At 67.2% G+C, this 20,630-nt stretch carries 21 protein-coding genes; 18 read left to right on the forward strand and 3 right to left on the reverse strand.

Annotated elements, in window-relative coordinates; translation table 11 throughout:
- Position 1 precedes the first annotated feature (1 nt).
- From folB to JYA52_RS20160, 8 genes are all read left to right on the forward strand, one after another.
- Entirely contained in the window at positions 2-361 is a 360-nt protein-coding gene (folB, locus tag JYA52_RS20125; RefSeq protein WP_205655133.1) for a dihydroneopterin aldolase, read from the forward strand.
- Positions 358-912: a 2-amino-4-hydroxy-6-hydroxymethyldihydropteridine diphosphokinase gene (folK, locus tag JYA52_RS20130; RefSeq protein WP_205655134.1), complete on the forward strand. Its 555-nt coding sequence runs from the start codon at positions 358-360 to the stop codon at positions 910-912. Before folB ends, folK begins: the two co-directional genes overlap by 4 nt.
- 2 nt (positions 913-914) lie before the next feature.
- Positions 915-1,445: a DUF3180 domain-containing protein gene (locus JYA52_RS20135; RefSeq protein ID WP_205655135.1), complete on the forward strand. Its 531-nt coding sequence runs from the start codon at positions 915-917 to the stop codon at positions 1,443-1,445.
- Positions 1,426-1,938, forward strand: coding sequence for a PH domain-containing protein (locus JYA52_RS20140; protein WP_205655136.1), 513 nt, complete (start codon positions 1,426-1,428; stop codon positions 1,936-1,938). The genes JYA52_RS20135 and JYA52_RS20140 overlap by 20 nt, the downstream gene beginning before the upstream one ends.
- On the forward strand, positions 1,935-3,533 hold the full coding sequence (locus tag JYA52_RS20145) for a PH domain-containing protein (RefSeq protein ID WP_205655137.1): 1,599 nt from the start codon (positions 1,935-1,937) through the stop codon (positions 3,531-3,533). Before JYA52_RS20140 ends, JYA52_RS20145 begins: the two co-directional genes overlap by 4 nt.
- The gene (locus tag JYA52_RS20150; protein ID WP_205655138.1) at positions 3,526-4,461 is read left to right on the forward strand and encodes a Rossmann-like and DUF2520 domain-containing protein; all 936 of its coding nucleotides are present in this window, start codon (positions 3,526-3,528) and stop codon (positions 4,459-4,461) included. Before JYA52_RS20145 ends, JYA52_RS20150 begins: the two co-directional genes overlap by 8 nt.
- A 1-nt stretch (position 4,462) precedes the next feature.
- A complete protein-coding gene (locus JYA52_RS20155) occupies positions 4,463-5,392 on the forward strand; it encodes a 4-phosphopantoate--beta-alanine ligase (RefSeq protein ID WP_205655139.1) in 930 nt (309 codons plus the stop codon).
- Between the two features lie 127 nt (positions 5,393-5,519).
- Complete coding sequence (locus tag JYA52_RS20160) at positions 5,520-7,058, forward strand: MDR family MFS transporter (protein ID WP_205655140.1); 1,539 nt, start codon at positions 5,520-5,522, stop codon at positions 7,056-7,058.
- 87 nt (positions 7,059-7,145) lie between these two features.
- Here JYA52_RS20160 and JYA52_RS20165 read toward each other — a convergent pair whose 3' ends face one another.
- The gene (locus JYA52_RS20165; RefSeq protein WP_205655141.1) at positions 7,146-7,982 is read right to left on the reverse strand and encodes an alpha/beta fold hydrolase; all 837 of its coding nucleotides are present in this window, start codon (positions 7,980-7,982) and stop codon (positions 7,146-7,148) included.
- A 92-nt stretch (positions 7,983-8,074) separates the two neighbouring features.
- Entirely contained in the window at positions 8,075-9,028 is a 954-nt protein-coding gene (locus JYA52_RS20170) for an alpha/beta fold hydrolase (RefSeq protein WP_205655142.1), read from the reverse strand.
- Positions 9,029-9,124: 96 nt separating this feature from the next.
- Here JYA52_RS20170 and lysS point away from each other — a divergent pair, with 96 nt between their 5' ends.
- From lysS to JYA52_RS20195, 5 genes are all read left to right on the forward strand, one after another.
- Complete coding sequence (lysS, locus tag JYA52_RS20175) at positions 9,125-10,663, forward strand: lysine--tRNA ligase (RefSeq protein ID WP_205655143.1); 1,539 nt, start codon at positions 9,125-9,127, stop codon at positions 10,661-10,663.
- A gap of 2 nt (positions 10,664-10,665) precedes the next feature.
- Positions 10,666-10,923 (forward strand): hypothetical protein, encoded by a 258-nt coding sequence (locus JYA52_RS20180; protein WP_205655302.1) that lies wholly within the window; start codon positions 10,666-10,668, stop codon positions 10,921-10,923.
- Positions 10,924-11,058: 135 nt separating this feature from the next.
- Entirely contained in the window at positions 11,059-11,385 is a 327-nt protein-coding gene (locus JYA52_RS20185) for a histone-like nucleoid-structuring protein Lsr2 (RefSeq protein WP_205655144.1), read from the forward strand.
- Positions 11,386-11,816: 431 nt separating this feature from the next.
- On the forward strand, positions 11,817-14,309 hold the full coding sequence (locus JYA52_RS20190) for an ATP-dependent Clp protease ATP-binding subunit (RefSeq protein ID WP_205655145.1): 2,493 nt from the start codon (positions 11,817-11,819) through the stop codon (positions 14,307-14,309).
- Positions 14,310-14,450: 141 nt separating this feature from the next.
- Complete coding sequence (locus JYA52_RS20195) at positions 14,451-14,960, forward strand: amino-acid N-acetyltransferase (RefSeq protein WP_205655146.1); 510 nt, start codon at positions 14,451-14,453, stop codon at positions 14,958-14,960.
- Positions 14,961-14,964: 4 nt separating this feature from the next.
- Here the strand turns inward: JYA52_RS20195 and JYA52_RS20200 are convergent, their stop codons facing one another.
- The gene (locus tag JYA52_RS20200; RefSeq protein ID WP_205655147.1) at positions 14,965-15,639 is read right to left on the reverse strand and encodes a metal-dependent transcriptional regulator; all 675 of its coding nucleotides are present in this window, start codon (positions 15,637-15,639) and stop codon (positions 14,965-14,967) included.
- A 70-nt stretch (positions 15,640-15,709) separates the two neighbouring features.
- On the opposite strand from JYA52_RS20200, the gene JYA52_RS20205 reads away from it, so the two are divergent.
- The 5 genes from JYA52_RS20205 (at position 15,710) to dhaM (ending at position 20,624) form a co-directional block, all read left to right on the forward strand.
- Complete coding sequence (locus JYA52_RS20205; RefSeq protein WP_240460559.1) at positions 15,710-16,777, forward strand: multicopper oxidase domain-containing protein; 1,068 nt, start codon at positions 15,710-15,712, stop codon at positions 16,775-16,777.
- Positions 16,774-18,009 carry a ZIP family metal transporter gene (locus JYA52_RS20210; RefSeq protein WP_205655148.1) on the forward strand — a complete coding sequence of 412 codons (1,236 nt, stop codon included), beginning with the start codon at positions 16,774-16,776 and terminating at the stop codon, positions 18,007-18,009. The genes JYA52_RS20205 and JYA52_RS20210 overlap by 4 nt, the downstream gene beginning before the upstream one ends.
- Before the next feature lie 308 nt (positions 18,010-18,317).
- Positions 18,318-19,319, forward strand: a complete 1,002-nt coding sequence (gene dhaK, locus JYA52_RS20215; protein ID WP_205655149.1) for a dihydroxyacetone kinase subunit DhaK — start codon at positions 18,318-18,320, stop codon at positions 19,317-19,319.
- A gap of 1 nt (position 19,320) precedes the next feature.
- Positions 19,321-19,947: a dihydroxyacetone kinase subunit DhaL gene (dhaL, locus tag JYA52_RS20220; protein ID WP_205655150.1), complete on the forward strand. Its 627-nt coding sequence runs from the start codon at positions 19,321-19,323 to the stop codon at positions 19,945-19,947.
- Positions 19,944-20,624: a dihydroxyacetone kinase phosphoryl donor subunit DhaM gene (dhaM, locus tag JYA52_RS20225; protein ID WP_205655151.1), complete on the forward strand. Its 681-nt coding sequence runs from the start codon at positions 19,944-19,946 to the stop codon at positions 20,622-20,624. The genes dhaL and dhaM overlap by 4 nt, the downstream gene beginning before the upstream one ends.
- Positions 20,625-20,630: the final 6 nt, after the last annotated feature.

A 20,630-nucleotide genomic window follows, 5' to 3' on the forward strand; every position in this document is an offset into this window, starting at 1 on the left:
GATGGACAGGATCTCACTGCGCGGTGTCACCGCGACCGGCTATCACGGGGTGTTCGACTTTGAGCGCCGCGAGGGCCAGCCGTTCGTGGTGGACGCCGTCCTGCACCTGGACTTCGGCCGGGCTGCTGCATCGGATGACGTCAGGGATACCGCCCACTATGGGGAAGTGGCAGGGCGGATCAAAGACTGGATCACCGGTGAGCCCCTGAACCTGATCGAAGCCCTGGCTGTGAGAATGGCCGAAGGCCTGCTCAAGGAATTCAACATCGAAGCCGTGGAGATCACTGTGCACAAGCCGAAGGCGCCCATCGAGGTTCCTTTCGGCGACGTCGCGGTCAGCGTTTACCGGGAGCGCACATGAACACGGCCCCCACCAACGGCCGCTACACGCGGTCGGTCCTGGCCCTGGGCAGCAATCTGGGGGAGCGCAACGACACGCTGTCCGGGGCCGTTGCGGACCTCGTGGACCGGCCGGAAGTGCGTCTCCTCGCGGTCTCGCCGGTGGTGCAGACCAAAGCGGTAGGCGGGCCGGAAGGCCAGCCTGATTTCCTCAACATGGTGATTTCGGTGGAAACCTCGCTGGAACCCCTCGACCTCCTCAGGCACTGCCAGGCGGTTGAAAACAAGCACCACCGGGTCCGCGAGGTGCGCTGGGGACCGCGGACCCTTGACGTGGACATCATCGTCTACGGGGACCTGGAAAGCTCAGATCCCGAGCTGACCCTGCCGCACCCGCGCGCGGCTGAACGGGCCTTCGTGCTCTACCCCTGGTCGCTCATCGAGCCCACCGCAATCCTGAACGGGGAGCGGGTCGGCGCGCTGGCAGCCCGGGCCGCCGATTTCGCGGACCTCACCCCGTTTGACGGTTTCGGCGACTTCAACGGAATCCCCACGGCGGGGGCGGTGGAATAGCAGTGAAGCCCCTGAACCCGCTGCTGCTCGCGGTGGTCGGCCTGGCTCTGGCCATCGCCGGCTGGTCCGCGGCCGTGCTGGGTGGCCGGTACGGACTGGCCACCCCGGTGCTGCCTCCCACCGGCCTGGTGACGATGGGCGTGATCGTGGTCCTCACCCTGGTGCTGGGCATCCGTGTGCTGCGCTGGCGGAACGGCAAGAAGAAGAAAATGCTCAACCCGATCCTGGCCGCCTGGACCCTGGTCCTCGCGCAGGCCTGTGCCTACACAGGCGCCATGCTGCTCGGCTGGCACGCGGGGATCTTCGTTGAGCTGCTGCAGATCTGGAGCCTGCGGAACAGCCAGGAACTCACGTGGCTCGCTCTCGGCATGGCCGGCGGCGGGCTGGTCATGATCGTGGTGGGGCTCGTCGTCGAACGCTTTTGCAAGATTCCGCCGGAGGACGGCGACTCCGAGGCCGGGAACGGGCTCCCGGGCCGGCCGCGCCCAGGCAAGGCCAAGGGGGAAGGCGAATATGCCTACCGCGGCGATTGATCCCCCCGGGGTCGCGTGGCTGCGCGTTTCGCCCAAATATGTCACGGTCCGCGTGGTGGAATGGGCCGTGGGAAACCTGATCACGGTGGCCGTCCTGAGCCTGCCTCTGGCGTTCGTCCTGCTGGGCTGGTGGCGCTGGCCGCCGTTGTGGTTCGCCATCGCGGTGCCGGCGTTCATACTTGTCCTCGCGCTGTGGCGCCTGGTCCTGATTCCGCGGCAGGTCCGGGCCATCGGCTACGCCGAGCGCGACGACGACCTGCTGATCCGCGGCGGCATCTTCTTCCAGCGCGTCATGGTGGTCCCGTACGGCCGGATGCAGTACGTGGACATCAGCGCGGGCCCGGTCGAACGGAGCCTGGGGCTGTGCACGGTCAAGCTTCACACGGCGTCCGCCGGGACGAACGCCACGATCCCGGGACTGCCCACCGCGGAAGGTGCGCGGCTGCGGGAACAGCTCTCGGCGCGCGGTGAAGCCAGGCTGGCCGGACTGTGACCGCGGCCGGGCACCCTTCAGGAACGCCCGACGGCGAGTGGCTCCGGGTGCATCCGGCGTCCCCCTTCGTGCGGGGCTGGTTGGCGCTCGTGGCCATCGGGTACTTCTTCGGGCGTGACTCGTTCGAGAGGATGCTGCAGGGCGGCCCGCTCGTTGACGACCGGATAGCCGGCCGCACGCCGTGGCTCCTCGCCGGCGGTGCCGCCATGCTGCTGCTCGCGGTTTCCGGGTTCATCCTGTCCTGGTACTTCACCCGGTACCAGGTGGCCGAAGGCTACGTCCGCGTCAACACGGGCTTCCTGTTCAAGCAGCAGCGCCAGGCCCGGCTGGACCGGGTCCAGGCGATCGACATTGTCCAGCCGCTGCTGGCGAGGATCTTCGGGCTCGCGGAACTGAAGTTCGAGGTGGCGGACGCCGGCGAATCCGCGGTGCGGCTTGCCTATCTCCGCCTGGACGATGCCCGGCAGCTGCGCGCCGCCATCCTGGCGCGCGCCTCGGGCGTGCAGCTGGAGCCCGGGCAGGTCGAAGCAGCCCCACCGGAGGCGCCGGAGCACCAGGTGCTGCGCGTCCCGCCGTCGCGCCTCATCGGATCCCTGCTGCTGAGCGAGCAGAGTGTCTTCATCATCCTCGGCGGCGTGGCGTCCGTGGTGCTGTCCGCGATCACCGAGAACCGGGGATTTTTCCTCTACCTGATTCCCGCGGCGCTGGGCCTGTTCGCCGCGTACTGGGCATCGTTCCATAAGGGATACAACTTCACGGCTGCCATCTCCCCGGACGGCATCCGCCTCCGCTACGGCCTGCTGGACACCCAGGCGCAGACCCTGCCGCCAGGCAGGGTCCAGGCGCTGAGGGTGGTGCAGCCGCCTCTGTGGCGCATCTTCGGCTGGTACCGGATGCAGGTCAACGTGGCGGGGTACGGGGCCGTCGGGAACAACGGCGAGGGGGGATCGCGGACCACGCTGCTGCCCGTCGGCGGCATCGGCGACGTGCTGAACATGCTGGCAATGGTCCTGCCGGACCCGGGAACCGCCGACCCCGTGGGGGTTTTCCATGGCGGGCTGAACGGCCTGGATTCCGACGGAGGCTTTGTGACCACGCCGCGCCGCGGCCGTTTCCTCGCCCCGCTGGGATGGCGGCGGAATGGCTTCACCGCCACGGACACCGCCCTGCTCATGCGGTCCGGCCGCTGGTGGCGGCAGCTTGTGGTGGTGCCGCATCAGCGCACACAGTCGATGGCGCTGCACCAGGGTCCGCTGGCGCGCCGGTTCGGACTCGCGGATCTCGTCCTGCACACCACCGCCGGCCCGGTCACCCCGCGCGTGATCCAGGCCGACGTGGACGAGGCGCGGGGACTCTTCGACCAGCAGGCCGCCCGCGCCCGGGCCGCCCGGCGTCGCCAGACCAGCGAGCAGTGGCTGGCGCAAGTGGCCCCGCTGGTTGAGCAGCCGCCGCTGGTTGAGCCTGGGGCCACGACCGCTGGGTTCCCTGGCCGAGCTGGCGAGGTTAGGGAGCGGATGGGGAGCGAAACCGATCTCGACAAACTCAACCAGCAGACTTCTCCATCACCCCAACAGGAAGGCCCGCAACGTGGCTAAGCCCGGACGCCTTGGCGTTGGAATCATTGGGGCCGGCAAAGTAGGCGCCGTCCTTGGCGCTGCGCTGCGCGCGGCCGAACACGCCGTCGTCGGGGTTTCCGCCGTGTCAGAGGCCAGCCGGGAACGGGCGGAGACGCTGCTCCCCGGCGTTCCCGTCCTGGAGGTGCAGGACATTGTGGAGCGCTCGGAACTGGTGATCCTGGCCGTGCCGGACGACGCCCTGGGCGGGCTGGTGGAGGGGCTGGCGAAGCTCGGCGCCTGGCAGCCGGGGCAGCTCGTTGCCCACACGTCGGGCCGCTTCGGCGTGGGCGTCCTGCGTCCCGTCCGTGCCGCCGGTGCCGTGCCGCTGGCCCTGCACCCGGCCATGACCTTCACCGGCATGAGCCTTGACCTGACCCGGCTCCTGGACTGCACGTTCGGGGTCACGGCGGATGCGGTCATGCTGCCCATCGCGCAGGCATTGGTGGTGGAAATGGGGGCCGAGCCGGTGGTGATCGCCGAAGCGGACCGGATCATTTACCACGCCGCCCTGGCGCACGGCTCGAACCACCTGGTCACGCTCGTCGCACAGGCTTCCCAGCTGCTGAGTGAAGTGGGCGTGGACGCTCCCGAACGCATGCTCGGCCCGCTGCTGAGGGCCACGCTCGAGAATGCCCTCGCCTCCGGCGAGTCGGCGCTGACCGGCCCGGTGGCCCGGGGAGACGCGGGGACCGTCGCGGCACATGCGCGGGCACTTCGCGAGCAGGACGCCGGTGCCGGCGGCGACATCCTCGCCGCGTACCTGGCGATGGCGCGGGCAACGGCGCGGCGGGCCGAAAGCAGGGGGCTGCTGAAGGCTGACCAGCTGGACGACATCCGCCAAGCCCTCACCGCCACGGCTGAAGACGGACCAGACGAAGACGGCCCCGGGGCCAAGGGAGGACACTGACATGGCAATCCGACTCGTTACGACCGCGGCATCCCTGCGCGCCCAGAGCCGCCTGCTCCTGACCCAAAAGGAGGGTTCCTCCCAGGGACTCGTACCTACCATGGGCGCCCTGCACGAGGGCCACGCGCGGTTGGCGCGCACCGCCGTCGAACAGAATGACGTGGTGGTGGCGTCCATCTTTGTGAACCCGCTGCAGTTTGGCGATGCGGCGGACCTCGACCGCTATCCGCGCACCCTGCAGGATGACCTGGCGCTGCTCGAGGCGCAGGGGGTCGACCTGGTGTTCGCCCCCTCGCTGGAGGAGATGTACCCGGACGGGCAGCCGACGGTCCGGATCACGTCCGGCAGGCTCGGTGAAAAATGGGAGGGAGCGTCGCGCCCGGGGCATTTCGACGGCGCCCTCACCGTGGTGGCCAAACTGCTGCACCTCGGGATTCCGGCCACCGGACTGCCCGGGGCCAACGCATTCGTCACCGGCTCCGGGGGAGGCCTCCCCGCCTACCGCGCCTACTTCGGGCAGAAGGACGCACAGCAGCTGGCACTGGTCAGGCAGATGGTCGCGGATCTGAACTTTCCGGTGGAAATCGTCGGCGTTCCCACCATCCGGTCAGCAGACGGGCTGGCGCTGTCCAGCCGCAACCGCTTCCTGTCCGCCGAGGAGCGCGAGGCTGCGCTGGTCCTCTCCCGCGCGCTGCGGCTCCTCGAGGAGCGGGCCAATGCCCGCAAGCCGCTGGAGGTCGAGTCTGCCCTGGCCCTGATCGAGTCCCAGCCCCTGGTGGAGCTGGACTATCTGGAGGTGGTGGATCCCCGGACCCTGGAACCGCTGGCCGAGAACTGCCGGGAGACGCCGTTCCGGGGTGAGGCGCTGGCCATCGTCGCAGCCAAAGTCGGTCCGGTGCGGCTGATCGACAACCTCCCGCTGAGCTCCTAGGGCGGGCTTTCGGGCGCCCTTAGGGCCCCGTGCCCCGTGTACGGGAATGTCCGGGGACACTAGACTGTTGGAGTCTGCAGCGGCGCTGCCCGCCGGCAATCCTTTCCAACTCTCTGAGGGTCTCTCCATGTCTACCGAAGTCACGTCAAATTCGTACGGTGAGCCCGGGCGGGAGCCTTCCGGAACGCAGGCCGCCACTCAGCAGACGGACACCTCGACGGTCCGGACGCCGGAGGCCCACAGGCCTGCTCCCTCCGGCGACAAAATGTCACGCGAGTCCGTCACGGTCATCGTCACGCTGCTCGTGGCCACCTTCGTGGTGATCCTCAACGAGACCATCATGAACGTTGCCCTGCAGCGCCTGATGGTGGACCTTCGGGTGGACGCCCCCACGGTGCAGTGGCTCTCCACGGGCTTCATGCTCACCATGGCCGTCGTGATTCCCACCACCGGCTTCATTCTGCAGCGGCTGTCCACCCGTGCCGTGTTTTTGCTCGCCATGGGGCTTTTCTCCGGCGGAACCGCGCTGGCCGCGCTGGCACCCGGCTTCGGGATCCTCCTGCTGGCAAGGGTCATCCAGGCAGGCGGTACCGCGATCATGCTGCCGCTGCTGATGACGACCATCCTCACCCTCGTTCCGCTGGCCCGCCGCGGCGCCGTCATGGGCAATGTCAGCATTGCCATCTCCGTGGCCCCGGCGATGGGCCCCACGGTGTCCGGCCTGATCCTGGAACACTTCTCGTGGCGCTTCATGTTCGTCTTCGTCCTGCCGATCGCGCTGGCAGCGTTGGCGATCGGTGCCCGCTACCTGACGAACGTCGGCGAGACCGCCAAGGCCAGGCTCGACTTCCTGTCCGTGGTGTTGACCGTCCCCGCATTCGGCGGGCTCGTGTACGGACTCAGCCAGATCGGCGGAGGCCATGGTGCCGGCGGCGGACCCAGCACGGGCGCGCTGGTTGCCCTGGCCGTCGGCGTCGCCGGGCTCGTGGCGTTCGTGCTGCGCCAGCTGCGGCTGCAGAAGTCCGAGGCGCCGCTGCTGGACCTGAGGGCCTTCAATTTCCGGATGTTCACGGTGTCGGTGCTGCTGATGGTGGTGGCCATGATTGCCCTCTTTGGCGCCGTGATCCTGCTGCCGCTGTACCTGCAGGAGATCCGAGGCCTGAAATCCCTCGAGACCGGCCTCGCGCTGCTGCCGGGAGGACTCGCCATGGGCCTGCTCGGCCCGGTGATCGGCCGGCTGTTCGACAGGGTGGGGCCGCTTCCCCTCACCGTGACGGGTTCGTCCCTGATGGTTCTGGCGCTGTGGCAGTTTTCCATGCTCGACGCGGGCACAGCGGTGTGGTGGATCGTCACCCTGCACGTCGGGCTGAGTTTCGGTCTTGCGCTGCTGTTCACGCCGGCTTTCACCACGGGACTGAACCCGCTGCCGCCGCACCTGTACTCGCACGGTTCGGCCATCATGAGCACACTGCAGCAGGTCGCAGGTGCCGCGGGCACGGCGCTACTGGTGTCCATCTTCGCTGTGGTCGCTGCAGGGTCGGGGCTCGTTGCGGGAATGAGCGCCGCGTTCCTGACGGCAACAGTGATCGCCGTTGCCGCCGTCGTCCTGTCCGCCATGATGCGAAAGACGGCAGGCGCCGAAGCGGCCCCCGCCCCCACCCACTAAACCCCGCTCACTAAGCGCGAACTGGCAGGTAACGCCCTGTTTTCCCCTGCTTGGGGGCGTTATCTGCTTGTTCGCGCGGGGCCAGGATCAGCCGGCGAAGAAGTCGCTCAGCTCGGTGATGAGCCTGTCCGGGGCGCGGTTGACGCCGTCGTGCCCGAAGCCGGGGAGGATGGTGTAGCTGGACCCGGAGAGGACGTCGTGGATCTGCCCGCACGCCACACCGAAATAGGCCGGGCTCTTTTCGCCCACGATGATGAGCGTTTCGAGTGGCAGTTCCAGGAACGGTTCGGCGGGCATGTCCGCCGCGATGATCGCCTTGATCTCGCGGACGCCCGTGCGCATCATCTCGCGCTGCTGCTTTCCCACAGACGTTCCGGCCGTGAGCTTGTTGGCGAGGGTCAGCATGGACAGCGGCATGCGCGACGAGAAGGGCCCGCCCGCCTCCAGCCCCCGCTGCAGGACGGCGAGGGCGCGGTCGTCGTCTCCCGCCGCCGTCGCGCGCTCATATTCCGTGGTCCAGTCGGCCTTGACACTCTGGTTGACGGAGACCGCCGGATCGTAGACAGCGAGCCGCTCCACCGGCAGGTGGCGGGCCGCGTGAATCGCCACTGCACCGCCGAAGCTGTGCCCGAAGACGTCCGTGCTGGCGGTGTGCTTCATCACGGCTTCGAGGTCGCGGATGTCAACGTCCAGCGTGTAGTCACCGGGCTGCTCGGACGAACTGCCGCGGCCCCGCCGGTTGAATGTGTGCACCGGCCGGCCCAGTGAAGCGCTGAGTTTCTGGGCGAAGCGCGTGTAATCGGCTGCCGTGACCATAGATGCTGTCACCACAACCACGCCGGAGCCAGCGGAGGCGAGTTCAGCGCCCGTGCTGAACAACTCGAGAGTGCCGCCGTCGGGTGTGCTGATGATCTCGCGCGTCATGCTCCGAGCCTATCGGAGGTGGCGGTCCTCTGACAGCCAGGTCGCGTCCGGAAGCACTGGGAGATATCGCTCACGAACGAGATGGCGATTGCCTACCGGCGCCGGCGCCGCCTGCTGAGCGACTGGATGCTGCCGTCGGTGCCGTTCAGGAAGCGTGCCATCCGGACGGCCAGGCGTTTCCCGGGACGGATGGGACCTTCGTGCAGCTGCCCCGGCACCACAGCGAACTCGATCGCGGGAACGGCCGCGGCCAGCTGGCGGCCGGTATCGGCGAAGTATCCCGGGCTCCAGCCGCCGCTGAGCATCAGCGTGGGGGTGGTCAGCCCGGTGAAGTCGTTGAGCTCCGCGTTGGCGTCGAGCACCGCCCGCATTTCTGCGACGGCGGTGGGCAGGAGCTGCCGCATCTCTGCGCCGAGGTTGGTCCGGGCGGACAGGATGCTCAGCATCCGCAGGGCCCCCAGCGGCAGGTAGGACACCGGTCCCGCCGTGGCGAGTCCCTGCACCAGGTGCGCCCAGGCGTGGTTGAGCTGGCCATCGGTGACGGCCTGCTCCAGCTCCGGGCGCCACCGGTGGTCCAGGTTGCCGGACAGGGACACCGCGGCGTCGTACGTCACGAGCCGCCGGATCGGCATGCTGCGGGCAGCCTGCAGTGCCACGAAGCCGCCGTAACTGTGGGCCACCACATCCTCGGACCCGGTGGCCCGCATGACGGCGGCAAGGTCGCCCACCTCGGTGGCCGCCGAGTAGCCGTCCGGCTGCGGCGGGGATCCGGCCCGGCCACGGCGGTTGTAGCAGTGCACCGGGCGGCTGAGCAGGAGGCTGAGTTTGCGGGCGAACGGCCGGTACAGGGCATCGGTCACCAGGGTGCCGTGGATAACGACGACGCCGGGAGCCTCCGCCGGGGGCGCGTCACCGGAGGCGCTGGCGGCCTCGGGAGCGGTGCGGGACGCTGCCGGGCCGCCGTCAGCGGAGGTGAGCAGCCCGGGCCGGAAGGAATGCACCTCCAGCCGGCCGCCGTCGTCCGTTTCAACAGTCCAAGTCTCCACAGCCCGAGTCTATGCCCCGCCCCTGATGTGATTGCGGCAGCCGAACGGGTGCCGCGGAAGCCCGAAAGCCGCGCAGGCGAAGTCCCGGTAAACTTGATGCTTGTGACTTCCCAAAACACCCCCGCCCCCAAAAATGCCCCAGAGCCGCTCGACGCCAGCGAGCAGATGCGCATCCGCATGGAAAAGCGCGCCAAGCTGATCGAACGCGGCACCGAGGCGTATCCGGTGGGTGTTGAGCGGACGCATTCGCTCAGCGAAATCCGTGAAAAGTACGCACACCTGGAAGCCGACGACACCACCGGGGACGTCGTCGGCGTGACCGGCCGCGTGGTCTTCGTCCGCAACACCGGCAAGCTGTGCTTCGCCACGCTCCAGGAAGGCGGCGTTGACGGCAGGGGCACCCGCCTCCAGGCCATGCTCAGCCTGGCCAACGTCGGCGAAGAAGCGCTCGCGGACTGGAAAGCCCTGGTGGACCTCGGCGACCACGTTTTCATCAAGGGCGAGGTTATTTCCTCCCGCCGCGGAGAGCTCTCCGTCATGGCCGACTCCTGGTCCATGGCGTCAAAGGCCCTGCGTCCGCTGCCGGTGCTGCACGCCGAGCTGAACGAGGAAACCCGCGTCCGCCAGCGCTACGTGGACCTGATGGTGCGCGACGAGGCCCGCGAAATGGTCTACACCCGCGCAGCCATCACCCGCTCGATCCGCGAGAGCCTGCACCGCCACAGCTACGTTGAGGTGGAGACCCCCATCCTCCAGCTGGTCCACGGCGGCGCCCTGGCCCGCCCGTTCGAGACGCACATGAACGCGTTCGACCAGAAGATGACCCTGCGCATCGCCACCGAGCTGTACCTCAAGCGCGCGGTGGTGGGCGGCATTGACCGTGTGTACGACATGGGCCGCGTCTTCCGCAACGAGGGCGTGGACTCCACCCACAGCCCCGAATTCACCACGCTTGAGTGCTACGAGGCCTGGGCCGACCAGTTCGTCATGGCGGACCGGATCAAGGAGATCATCCTCGATGCGGCTGACGCCGTGGGCGCCGGCCGCATCCTGCAGACCGAAGCGGGGGAGATCAACCTCGACGGCGATTGGACCTGGCTGTCCGTGTACCCCGGGCTGTCCGAGGCCGTCGGCCAGGAGATCACCCCGGACACTCCCTTGGAGGAGTTGCGTGCGGTCGCGGAGAAGCACGACGTCAAGATGGACCCCAAGTGGGACGCCGAGAAGCTCGCCGTGGAACTCTTCGGCGAGATCGTGGAGCCCACCCTGCTGAACCCGACCTTCGTCTACGACTACCCGCCGTCGGCCCAGCCGCTGGCCCGCCCGCACCGTGAGGACGGCCGGCTGATCGAGGCCTGGGACCTCATCATCGGCGGCATGGAGCGCGGCACCGCCTTCTCCGAACTCATTGACCCCGTCATCCAGCGGGAACGCCTTACCGAGCAGTCCCGGCATGCGGCGGCAGGCGACGTCGAAGCCATGCAGCTGGACGAGGACTTCCTGCGGGCCCTTGAGTACGGTGCGCCTCCCATGGGCGGCATAGGCCTGGGTATTGACCGCCTCGTCATGCTCTTCACCGGCGCCGGCATCCGGGAGACCATCCTCTTCCCGCTCCTGAAGCCCGAAGGCCACTGAGCGTGGAGTACGTCGCGGTCCTGCTGCCCTCACTAGTGGTGGGCCTGCTGTTCTGGTTTGCCATGAAGGCGATCTTCAACGCTGACAAGGCCGAACGCCAGGCCGAGGCCAAGGCGCAGGCCGAAGCGGATGCGCGGTCCGCGCAGGCCGCCCCGCAGAATAAGTCGCAGCCCTCAACGCCGCCGAAATCGCCGCAGGACCGCCCGCAGGCATTTCCGCCGGCAGGTACTTCGGGCTCTCCGGACGAATCTGACAAATAGCGGCCGCCATTTCTTCTCCGGCTACGCCAAGGAACCAATGCGTGTTTTGACGCGTTGCCTTAATCGGGGAGATACTTTAGGTGGAAACATCCTGCTTATCTGATCACACGTCCCTTTCCAAAAGAGAGAATTTTGATGGCACAGAAAGTAAATATCGTCCTCGTTGACGATCTGGATGGGGGATCGGCGGACGAAACCGTCCGCTTTGGGCTCGATGGCGTCAGTTATGAAATTGACTTGTCATCGGCCAATGCTTCAGAACTGCGCTCGGCGCTGGAACGCTTTGTTTCCAGCGGACGCAAGACGTCCGGCGGCCGCCCTGCCCGTACCAGGGCAACCGGCGGACGCAATCAGGACTCTGCGCAGATACGCCAATGGGCCAGGGATCACGGCTACACGGTTAATAGCCGCGGCCGTATCCAGGCTGAAATCCAGGAAGCGTACCAAAAGGCAAATGCCTAGATTGCTGTGGCTCTGAGCATAAAAGGGCGGCGCCCCCGGTCTACACCGGGGGCGCCGCCCTTTAATCATGCAATCTCGCCGCCGGAGCCTTATTCCGCGGCCCGTTTTGTGGGGACGGATTCTTCCGGCGCGAAAAAAAACTCCTAACCCCCACGAATCCCATTGACCCCTCGATTCTCCTGAGAAGCAGGAATCGCGGCGGGTGGTCAAAGTTTTCGGCGGAATGGCCCGGCATGAATCCCTCGCGCCGTACGTGCCATTGGTACGGAACCGGCAGTTTCAGCCTGCTTCCAGCGGGCAGGGGAGCTGCTTCCAGCAGGCAGGATGCGCAGCCGTTCACTCGGTGCGGTTTCCCCTGTGGCGAACAAGCTCCCCAAGTCGCACCTTGCCCACGTAGCATCAAAGTACGTCGTAGCTAGGAGTGTGGCGAAATGTTTGAGCGATTTACGGACCGTGCCCGTCGCGTAGTTGTGCTTGCCCAAGAAGAGGCACGCATGCTGAACCACAATTACATTGGTACCGAACACATCCTCTTGGGTCTGATCCACGAGGGTGAGGGCGTTGCCGCCAAAGCTCTTGAGTCCTTGAGCATTTCGCTCGACGGCGTCCGCGAGCAGGTGCAGGAGATCATTGGCCAGGGACAGCAGGCTCCCTCGGGCCACATCCCCTTCACCCCGCGTGCAAAGAAGGTGCTGGAGCTTTCGCTGCGCGAGGCCCTGCAGCTCGGCCACAACTACATCGGCACGGAGCACATCCTGCTGGGACTCATCCGCGAGGGTGAGGGTGTTGCGGCCCAGGTGCTGGTAAAGCTCGGCGCCGACCTCAACCGCGTCCGCCAGCAGGTGATACAGCTGCTGTCCGGGTACCAGGGCAAAGAGGCCACCGGCGCCGGCGTTGGCCAGGGCCAGGCCGAGGGGACTCCCGCAGGCTCAGTGGTCCTGGACCAGTTCGGCCGGAACCTGACGCAGGCCGCCCGCGAGAACAAGCTGGACCCCGTCATCGGCCGCGAGCAGGAAATGGAACGCGTCATGCAGGTCCTTTCCCGCCGTACCAAGAACAACCCCGTGCTGATCGGTGAGCCCGGCGTCGGCAAGACGGCCGTCGTCGAAGGCCTCGCCCAGGCGATCGTCCGCGGCGATGTCCCCGAAACCATCAAGGACAAGCAGCTGTACACGCTGGACCTCGGGTCCCTCGTGGCCGGCTCCCGCTACCGCGGTGACTTCGAAGAGCGCCTGAAGAAGGTCCTCAAGGAGATCCGCACCCGCGGCGACATTATCCTCTTCATCGACGAGATCCACACCCTCGTGGGTGCCGGTGCCGCCGAAGGCGCCATCGATGCGGCCTCGATCCTGAAGCCCATGCTGGCCCGCGGCGAACTGCAGACCATCGGTGCCACCACCCTGGATGAGTACCGCAAGCACATTGAGAAGGATGCCGCGCTTGAGCGCCGCTTCCAGCCGATCCAGGTCAAGGAGCCGTCGGTTGCCCACGCGATCGAGATCCTCAAGGGCCTGCGTGACCGCTACGAGGCGCACCACCGCGTCACCATCACCGACGGCGCCCTCGCCTCGGCAGCGAACCTCTCCGAGCGCTACATTTCGGACCGCTTCCTGCCGGACAAGGCGATCGACCTCATCGATGAAGCCGGAGCCCGCCTCCGCATCCGCCGCATGACCGCTCCGCCGGAGCTCAAGGAAATGGACGAGCGGATCTCCGAGCTGAAGATGGAGAAGGAGTCCGCGATTGACGCGCAGGACTTCGAAGGCGCAGCCGCGCTGCGTGACAAGGAGCAGAAGCTCATCACGGAGCGCTCGGAGAAGGAACGCCACTGGAAGACCGGCGGGATGGATGACATCTCCGAAGTTGACGAGGACCTGATTGCTGAAGTCCTCGCGAACTCCACGGGCATCCCGGTGTTCAAGCTGACCGAGGAAGAGTCCTCACGTCTGCTGAAGATGGAAGACGAGCTGCACAAGCGGGTTGTCGGCCAGGACGAGGCCATCAAGGCGCTGTCCCAGGCCATCCGCCGCACCCGTGCGGGGCTGAAGGACCCGAAGCGCCCCGGCGGTTCGTTCATCTTCGCCGGCCCCACCGGCGTCGGCAAGACCGAGCTCGCCAAGGCCCTGGCCGAATTCCTGTTCGGTGAAGAGGACGCCCTCATCACGCTGGACATGTCCGAATACTCCGAGAAGCACACGGTATCGCGGCTCTTTGGCGCCCCTCCGGGCTATGTCGGCTACGAAGAAGGCGGGCAGCTGACCGAGAAGGTGCGCCGCCGTCCGTTCTCCGTGGTCCTGTTCGACGAAGTGGAGAAGGCCCACGCGGACCTCTTCAACTCGCTGCTGCAGATCCTGGAAGATGGCCGCCTGACCGACTCCCAGGGCCGCGTGGTGGACTTCAAGAACACCGTGATCATCATGACCACCAACCTGGGTACCCGGGACATCTCCAAGAGCGTCGCCACCGGCTTCCAGTCCGGCACGGACACCCAGACCGGCTACAACCGGATGCGTGCCCGGGTCACGGAGGAGCTCAAGCAGCACTTCCGCCCCGAGTTCCTGAACCGTGTTGACGACGTCGTGGTGTTCCCGCAGCTGACGCAGGACGAGATCATCGAGATCGTGGACCTGTTCGTGGGCCGCCTCGAGAAGCGCCTCAAGGACAAGGACATGGGTATCGAGCTGACCAAGGCGGCCAAGGTGCTCCTGGCCACCCGCGGCTACGATCCTGCCATGGGTGCACGGCCGCTCCGCCGCACCATCCAGCGCGAGATCGAGGACCAGCTCTCCGAGAAGATCCTCTTCGGCGAGATCCACGCGGGCGACATCGTGGTGGTGGATGTGGACGGCGAAGGAGACGACGCCAAGTTCACCTTCGCCGGCAACGCCAAGCCCCGCATCCCGGAGATCGCTCCGAGCGCATAGCGGCAGCAATCCGACAGCCGCACTCCAGCGCCAACGAAGCCCCGCCTGCACCCGCAAGGGAGCCGGCGGGGCTTCTGCGTGTCCCGGTTCCCTGATGGTGCTTGCCGCGGGTCCCGGAGCCGCCGCCGTAAGATGGGGGCTGTGACTGACTCCTTCACCATCCGCCCCGCCCGCACCAGTGATGTGGCCGCCATCAAGAGACTTGTGGCGCCGCTCGCCGAGGAGCGGATCCTCATGGCCAAGGAGACGGTGGCGTACTACGAAAGCCTCCAGGAATTCCGCATTGCAGAGTCGGACGACGGCGAGGTGATTGGCTGCGGCGCCCTTCACGTCATGTGGGAGGACCTGGCGGAGGTCCGCACGCTTGCGGCCTCCAACGCCTGGCGCGGCAGGGGGGTGGGCCATGCCCTGGTGGAAAGCCTCCTGGCGGAAGCCGCGGCCCTCGGCGTCTCGCGTGTGTTCTGCCTGACGTTCGAAGTGGACTTCTTCAAGCGGCACGGCTTCGAGGTGATGGCCGATCAGTCGGCGCTGGATCCGCAGGTGTACTCGGAACTGCTGCGCTCCCATGACGAGGGCGTGGCGGAGTTCCTGGACCTCGCGCGGGTGAAGCCGAACACCCTCGGCAACACCCGGATGATCAAGGCCCTTTAGCGGTTCAGTTCCCGACCACCCAGATGGCTTCGGCGGCCGAGGACCCGAGGTCGATGTCCACTTCGCGGCCATCCAGATGGATTGTGGTGATGTCGGCGTAGGGACGGTGTGCCCGGACCGTGAGCTGGGTGTCCGGGGCTAGTCCGAGTTCGGCAAAGTAGCGCAGCATGTCCGGATCGGCGTCGGAAATCCTGGTGATCGTGACCGGCCGGTCCGGGTCGGCCGCGGCAAGGCGGACACCCTCTGGAGGGTTGGGGAGACCTCCCGGGGAAGGTATGGGGTCCCCGTGGGGATCGCGCGTCGGGTGTTCGAGCAATTCATCGATGCGCCGGATCATGGTGGCAGACACGGCGTGTTCGAGAACTTCGGCCTCCTCGTGCACCTCGTCCCAGCCGTATCCCAGGATCTGGACCAGGAATGTCTCCAGGAGGCGGTGCCGGCGCACCATCTCGACCGCGTGTTCCCTTCCCGCGTCGGTCAGTTCGATGCTGCCGTACGGGGCATGGGTGACCAGCCCCTGTTTGGCGAGCCGCCTGATCCCGTCCGATACGGTCGATGGCTTCACTCCCATGCGCTCAGCCATCGCACCGACGGTAATGGGCGATTCAGACCACTCCGTGGCCGACCAGATCATCTTCAAGTAGTCCTGGGCAGGGGCGGTCAGATCGGAGACTGTCATGCTTCGATGTTACCAACAAAACCTGAATGTTAGACTGACCTAACGGGAGTGTTTGATCATTGGAGATCTGATGGACGGGTTGCCGAAACCAGTCGTGGAGGTGCTGCCGAGCCGGCGCAGCATGCTCTCCGGGGCGGCCTCATTCGCCGCAGTTCCGGCACTTCTCGGCTGGACACCACAGGAAGCAAAGGACGCTCACGGGAGCGGCCCGCATCACGGGGCGGGGGGTCAGGCGCCGGCCAGCCATGCCGGACATGCGGGCTTCGCCGGCGGTTCCGTTCCGCCGGAGCGGGCGGGCATTGACCCGACCGCCATCCTGCACGACTTCGACCGCGGCAGGACCAGCACATTGCCTGACGGCCGGACGCTGCGGGAGTGGGACCTCGTCGCGGTGGACAGGGAGTTCGAGATCGCCCCGGGAGTGACGTTCCCGGGCTGGAGCTACAACGGCAGGATCCCCGGACCGACCCTCTGGGCCCGGGAGGGAGATGCGCTGCGGATCCACTTCGCCAACGCGGGAGCGCACCCCCACACGATCCACTTCCACGGCATCCACCGGGCAACCATGGACGGAACCCCGGGAATCGGCGCCGGATCCATCGCCCCGGGGCAGAGCTTCAGCTACGAGTTCGATGCCACCCCGTTCGGCACCCACCTGTACCACTGCCACCAGTCACCGCTGGCCCCGCACATCGCCAAGGGCCTGTACGGCGGCTTCATCATCGAACCCAGGAAGGGCCGGCCCAAGGCCGACAACGAAATGGTCATGGTGATGAACGGCTACAACACCGACGGCGGGGACGACAACGAGTTCTACTCCGTCAACGGCCTGCCCTTCCATTTCATGGACTACCCCGTCCACGTCAGGCAGAACGAGCTGGTGCGGATCCACCTGATCAACGTTTTGGAATACGACCCCATCAACTCCTTCCACATCCACGGGAACTTCTTCCACTACTACCCGACCGGAACGATGCTGACGCCCAGCGAATACACGGACACCATCTCCCAGGTGCAGGGCCAGCGAGGCATTCTGGAGTTGCGCTTCCCGTACCCGGGCAAGTACATGTTCCACGCCCACAAGACAGAATTCGCCGAACTGGGCTGGATGGGCTTCTTCGAAGTGACCGCATCATGACCCGAACAGACATCCCGACGGCGGCGGGAGCGGCAGAGGGCGCGGCGCCGCGGCGGCCGAAGCCGCGCTGGCTGCTCGGGCTCGGGCCGCTGGTGCTGATCGCCGTCCTGCTGGGCCTGTTTTCCCTCCTGAACGGACCGGGACTGTCGCGCCTCGGCGAGGGTGTGCCGCCCAAGGAAGACGTGGCGGTCGAAGACATCCGGCTGACCCCGGGCCAGATCGTCCTCACCGTCCGCAACCAGGGACCCGACCCTGTCAGCATCGCCCAGGTCAACGTTTCGGACTACTACGCAGCCTTCACCCAGACGGATGACGTGCTCGATCCGATGGAGGCCAGCACCATCACCGTCAGCTACCAGTGGATCGACGGGGACCCCTATGACATTGCCCTGGTCACCTCGGTCGGCGGAAAAATCAGTTCCTCCATCGACGCCGCGGCGCCCAGCCCGGAGCGGAGCAGCTCCTTCTTCGGACTCATGGCCCTGCTGGGCATCTACGTGGGCGTCATCCCGGTGGCCATGGGAATGCTCTGGATGCCGTTCGTGGGACGCTCCTCGGCGGGCTGGATCCGCGCACTGCTCGGTTTCACCGTCGGCCTGCTGGCCTTCCTGACCTTCGACGCAACACTCGAGGCGTTCGAACTCGTCGCCGGCAACAGCTCCTTCGGCGGCCCGCTCGTCGTCATCCTGGGAGCCCTCATCTCCTACCTGGTGCTTGAAGCCACCGACGCATGGATGCGCCGCCGCCAGGACCCCGCCGATGTCCGCCAAAAGACTGCCCTGTCTCCGGGACGGCTGGCGCTGCTGATCGCGATCGGCATCGGCCTGCACAACCTCGGAGAGGGGCTGGCCATCGGCTCGGCCTACGCCGTCGGATCGCTCGCACTCGGCGCGTCGCTGATCGTCGGTTTTGCCATCCACAACACCACTGAGGGCCTGGCCATCGTCACGCCCCTGGCCCACGAGCGGCCGGGCCTGGGCCGCCTGGTGGTCCTCGGCCTCATCGCCGGGGCGCCGGCCGTGCTCGGAACCCTGATCGGCGCCACCGTCTACCAGCCCACCCTCGCCGCGTTCCTCCTCGGCCTGGGCGCCGGAGCCGTCGGCCAGGTCGCCGTCAAACTCCTGCCCATGCTCAAGGACGGCACGGGCCGCACCCTCACGCCGCTCACGGCCACAGGCATCATCCTCGGCATCGCCGTGATGTTCGCCACCGGACTGCTCGTCCAGGCCTAGCCGGGAGCCGATCCGGCAACCGAGGGCCCGACCCTGGGCGGCGCAGCCGCGGCACCAGATCCAGCATCTTTGTGAGTCAACGGACGCCTTCCCTTTTGTACATTTGCTGGATAAACTGTCCGGGATCGGAAGGGACAGTTATTGGGGGCTGTCCCTTCCGCTGTTCCCGGCGCTGTCCCAGCCGTGTCCCTCCGGTTCATCGGCCGCCTGCAGCCGGAACTACCGCCGGGCGGGTGCCGGTAGTAGGGTCAAAGCACATCCTGACGGATGTCCAAGTCGAAGCACCGAGAGCCCCCAGGAGCCCGGCCGTGAAAAAGCTCATCAATGACCCGCGTGCTGTGGTGGACGAATCAGTGGAGGGATTTGGGCTAGCCCATGCCGACCTCGTGACAGTCCATCCAGAACCAAAGTATGTGACCCGCCGGGATGCTCCCGTGGCAGGCAAAGTAGGCCTGGTCTCCGGCGGCGGCAGTGGTCATGAACCGCTCCACGCAGGCTTTGTCGGCCTCGGAATGCTCGATGCCGCCGTGCCCGGCGCGGTCTTCACCTCGCCGACGCCCGATCAGATCATCCCCGCCACGCTCGCGGTCAACTCGGGCGCGGGCGTGGTCCATATCGTCAAGAACTACACGGGTGACGTCCTGAACTTCGAGACCGCAGCCGAGATGGCCCAGGCCGAAGGCGTGGAGGTCCGTACGGTGCTGGTCAATGACGACGTCGCCGTCGAGGACTCCCTCTATACGGCCGGCCGCAGGGGAGTGGGCGGCACGGTGCTCGTCGAGAAGATCGCCGGCGCCGCAGCCGAGCGCGGCGATGACCTTGACGCGGTTGCGGCCATCGGGGACAGGGTGAACCAGAACGTCCGGACCATGGGCGTCGCCCTCTCGGCGTGCACCGTGCCGCACGCCGGAACGCCCAGTTTCGACCTCGAGGACAATGAAATGGAGATCGGCATCGGGATCCATGGCGAGCCCGGCCGGCACCGGATTGCCATGGAAGCCGCGGATGCCATCACCGACCGGCTGCTGGAACCGATTCTGGGGGACCTCGGCGTCGCCTCCGGGGACAAGGTGCTCCTGTTCGTCAATGGCATGGGCGGCACGCCGCTGAGCGAGCTCTACATTGTGTACCGCCGGGCGGCCCAGGTTCTGGCCGGCAGGGGCGCCACGGTGGAGCGTTCGCTCGTGGGCGACTACATCACCTCGCTCGAAATGCAGGGCTGCTCCATCTCGGTGCTGCGGCTTGACGACGAACTCACTGCCCTGTGGGATGCGCCCGTGCACACTGCTGCCCTCCGCTGGGGGGTATGACGTGGGGCTCGACGTCACATGGGCCGTCAAATGGCTGACGCTGTCCGCACAGGCCATGGCCGAGCACCGCGTGGAGCTCATTGAACTGGACCGGGCCATCGGGGACTCCGACCACGGGGAGAACATGGACCGTGGCTTCCAGGCTGTACTGGACAGGTTGGCCGAAACCCCGCCTGACACCCCCGGTGCCGCCCTCAAGCTGACAGCCATGGCCCTGATGTCCAAGGTGGGCGGCGCCGCCGGCCCTCTCTACGGCACCGCGTTCCTGCGGGCAGCGACGGCCCTCGGCGATGCCGCCTACATCGATGCCCCGACCCTGGCAGCGGCACTGGGCGCCGCGAGGGACGGCATCGTCGCCCGGGGGAAGGCCGAGTCCGGTGACAAGACCATGGTGGATGCGTGGACTCCGGCCGTCGATGCGGCCCTGGCGGCGGCAGCCGGCGGGGATACGCTGTCCGTACTGATCGCGGCGGCAGAAGCCGCTGAGGCGGGCGCTGTGGCCACCGATCCGCTCGTGGCCCGCAAGGGACGCGCAAGCTATCTCGGCGAGCGGAGTGCCGGGCACCGTGATCCTGGCGCGGCGTCCAGCGCACTCATCCTCCGGGCAGCGGCCGGGGCCGCGGCGTGACGGTGCGGATCGTTGTGGTTTCCCACAGTGCCAAGATCGCCGAGGGAGCCGTGGAACTTGCTGCCCAGATGGCGCCGGACGTGCTGATGGTTCCGGCCGGCGGCACCTCGGACGGACGCATCGGCACCAGCCTGGAGAAGGTGATGGCTGCGCTCGACGAGGCGGCCGGAGGCGACGGCGTGGTGGTGCTTGCGGATCTGGGGTCGGCCGTGATGACCGCGGAATCGGCCCTCGAATTCGCTGACGGTCCCGCCACCGTCCTCCTGGCGGATGCACCGGTTGTGGAGGGCCTGGTGGCGGCAGCCGTAGCGGCCCAGGGCGGGGCCAGCGTGCACGACGTCCGGCGTGCGGCCGAGGCTGCGCACGGCGGCCCGAAGGATGAACACGCAGGCACCATTGCTGCCGACGGCCAACGGGTGCCGGACGCAACCGGTGACTTCGAGCTCATCAACCTGGCGGGCATGCACGCCAGGCCGGCGGCCAAGATCGCCGGAGGCCTGTCCGGAATGGACGTGATGGTGACCGTGAACGGGGTGGACGGAGCGTCGATGACAGGGCTCATGACCCTTGGAGCAGGCAAGGGCTCGGTGCTGCACGTCGAGGCATCCGGCCCGGACGCCGAGCGTGCCGTCGAGTACGTGGGGGGCCTTGTCCGGGCGGGATTCGGGGAGCCGTGACCGCGC

The sequence above is a fragment of the Arthrobacter pascens genome (assembly GCF_017052465.1).
Taxonomy (GTDB): domain Bacteria; phylum Actinomycetota; class Actinomycetes; order Actinomycetales; family Micrococcaceae; genus Arthrobacter; species Arthrobacter pascens.

Excerpts from the sequence above, each read along its gene's own strand:
- folB (WP_205655133.1), top strand. The coding sequence starts at position 2 with ATGGACAGGATCTCACTGCGCGGTGTCACCGCGACCGGCTATCACGGG.
- folK (WP_205655134.1), top strand. The coding sequence starts at position 358 with ATGAACACGGCCCCCACCAACGGCCGCTACACGCGGTCGGTCCTGGCC.
- JYA52_RS20140 (WP_205655136.1), top strand. The coding sequence starts at position 1,426 with ATGCCTACCGCGGCGATTGATCCCCCCGGGGTCGCGTGGCTGCGCGTT.
- JYA52_RS20155 (WP_205655139.1), top strand. The coding sequence starts at position 4,463 with ATGGCAATCCGACTCGTTACGACCGCGGCATCCCTGCGCGCCCAGAGC.
- JYA52_RS20160 (WP_205655140.1), top strand. The coding sequence starts at position 5,520 with ATGTCTACCGAAGTCACGTCAAATTCGTACGGTGAGCCCGGGCGGGAG.
- JYA52_RS20165 (WP_205655141.1), bottom strand. The coding sequence starts at position 7,982 with ATGACGCGCGAGATCATCAGCACACCCGACGGCGGCACTCTCGAGTTG.
- lysS (WP_205655143.1), top strand. The coding sequence starts at position 9,125 with ATGCTTGTGACTTCCCAAAACACCCCCGCCCCCAAAAATGCCCCAGAG.
- JYA52_RS20185 (WP_205655144.1), top strand. The coding sequence starts at position 11,059 with ATGGCACAGAAAGTAAATATCGTCCTCGTTGACGATCTGGATGGGGGA.
- JYA52_RS20190 (WP_205655145.1), top strand. The coding sequence starts at position 11,817 with ATGTTTGAGCGATTTACGGACCGTGCCCGTCGCGTAGTTGTGCTTGCC.
- JYA52_RS20200 (WP_205655147.1), bottom strand. The coding sequence starts at position 15,639 with ATGACAGTCTCCGATCTGACCGCCCCTGCCCAGGACTACTTGAAGATG.
- JYA52_RS20205 (WP_240460559.1), top strand. The coding sequence starts at position 15,710 with ATGGACGGGTTGCCGAAACCAGTCGTGGAGGTGCTGCCGAGCCGGCGC.
- JYA52_RS20210 (WP_205655148.1), top strand. The coding sequence starts at position 16,774 with ATGACCCGAACAGACATCCCGACGGCGGCGGGAGCGGCAGAGGGCGCG.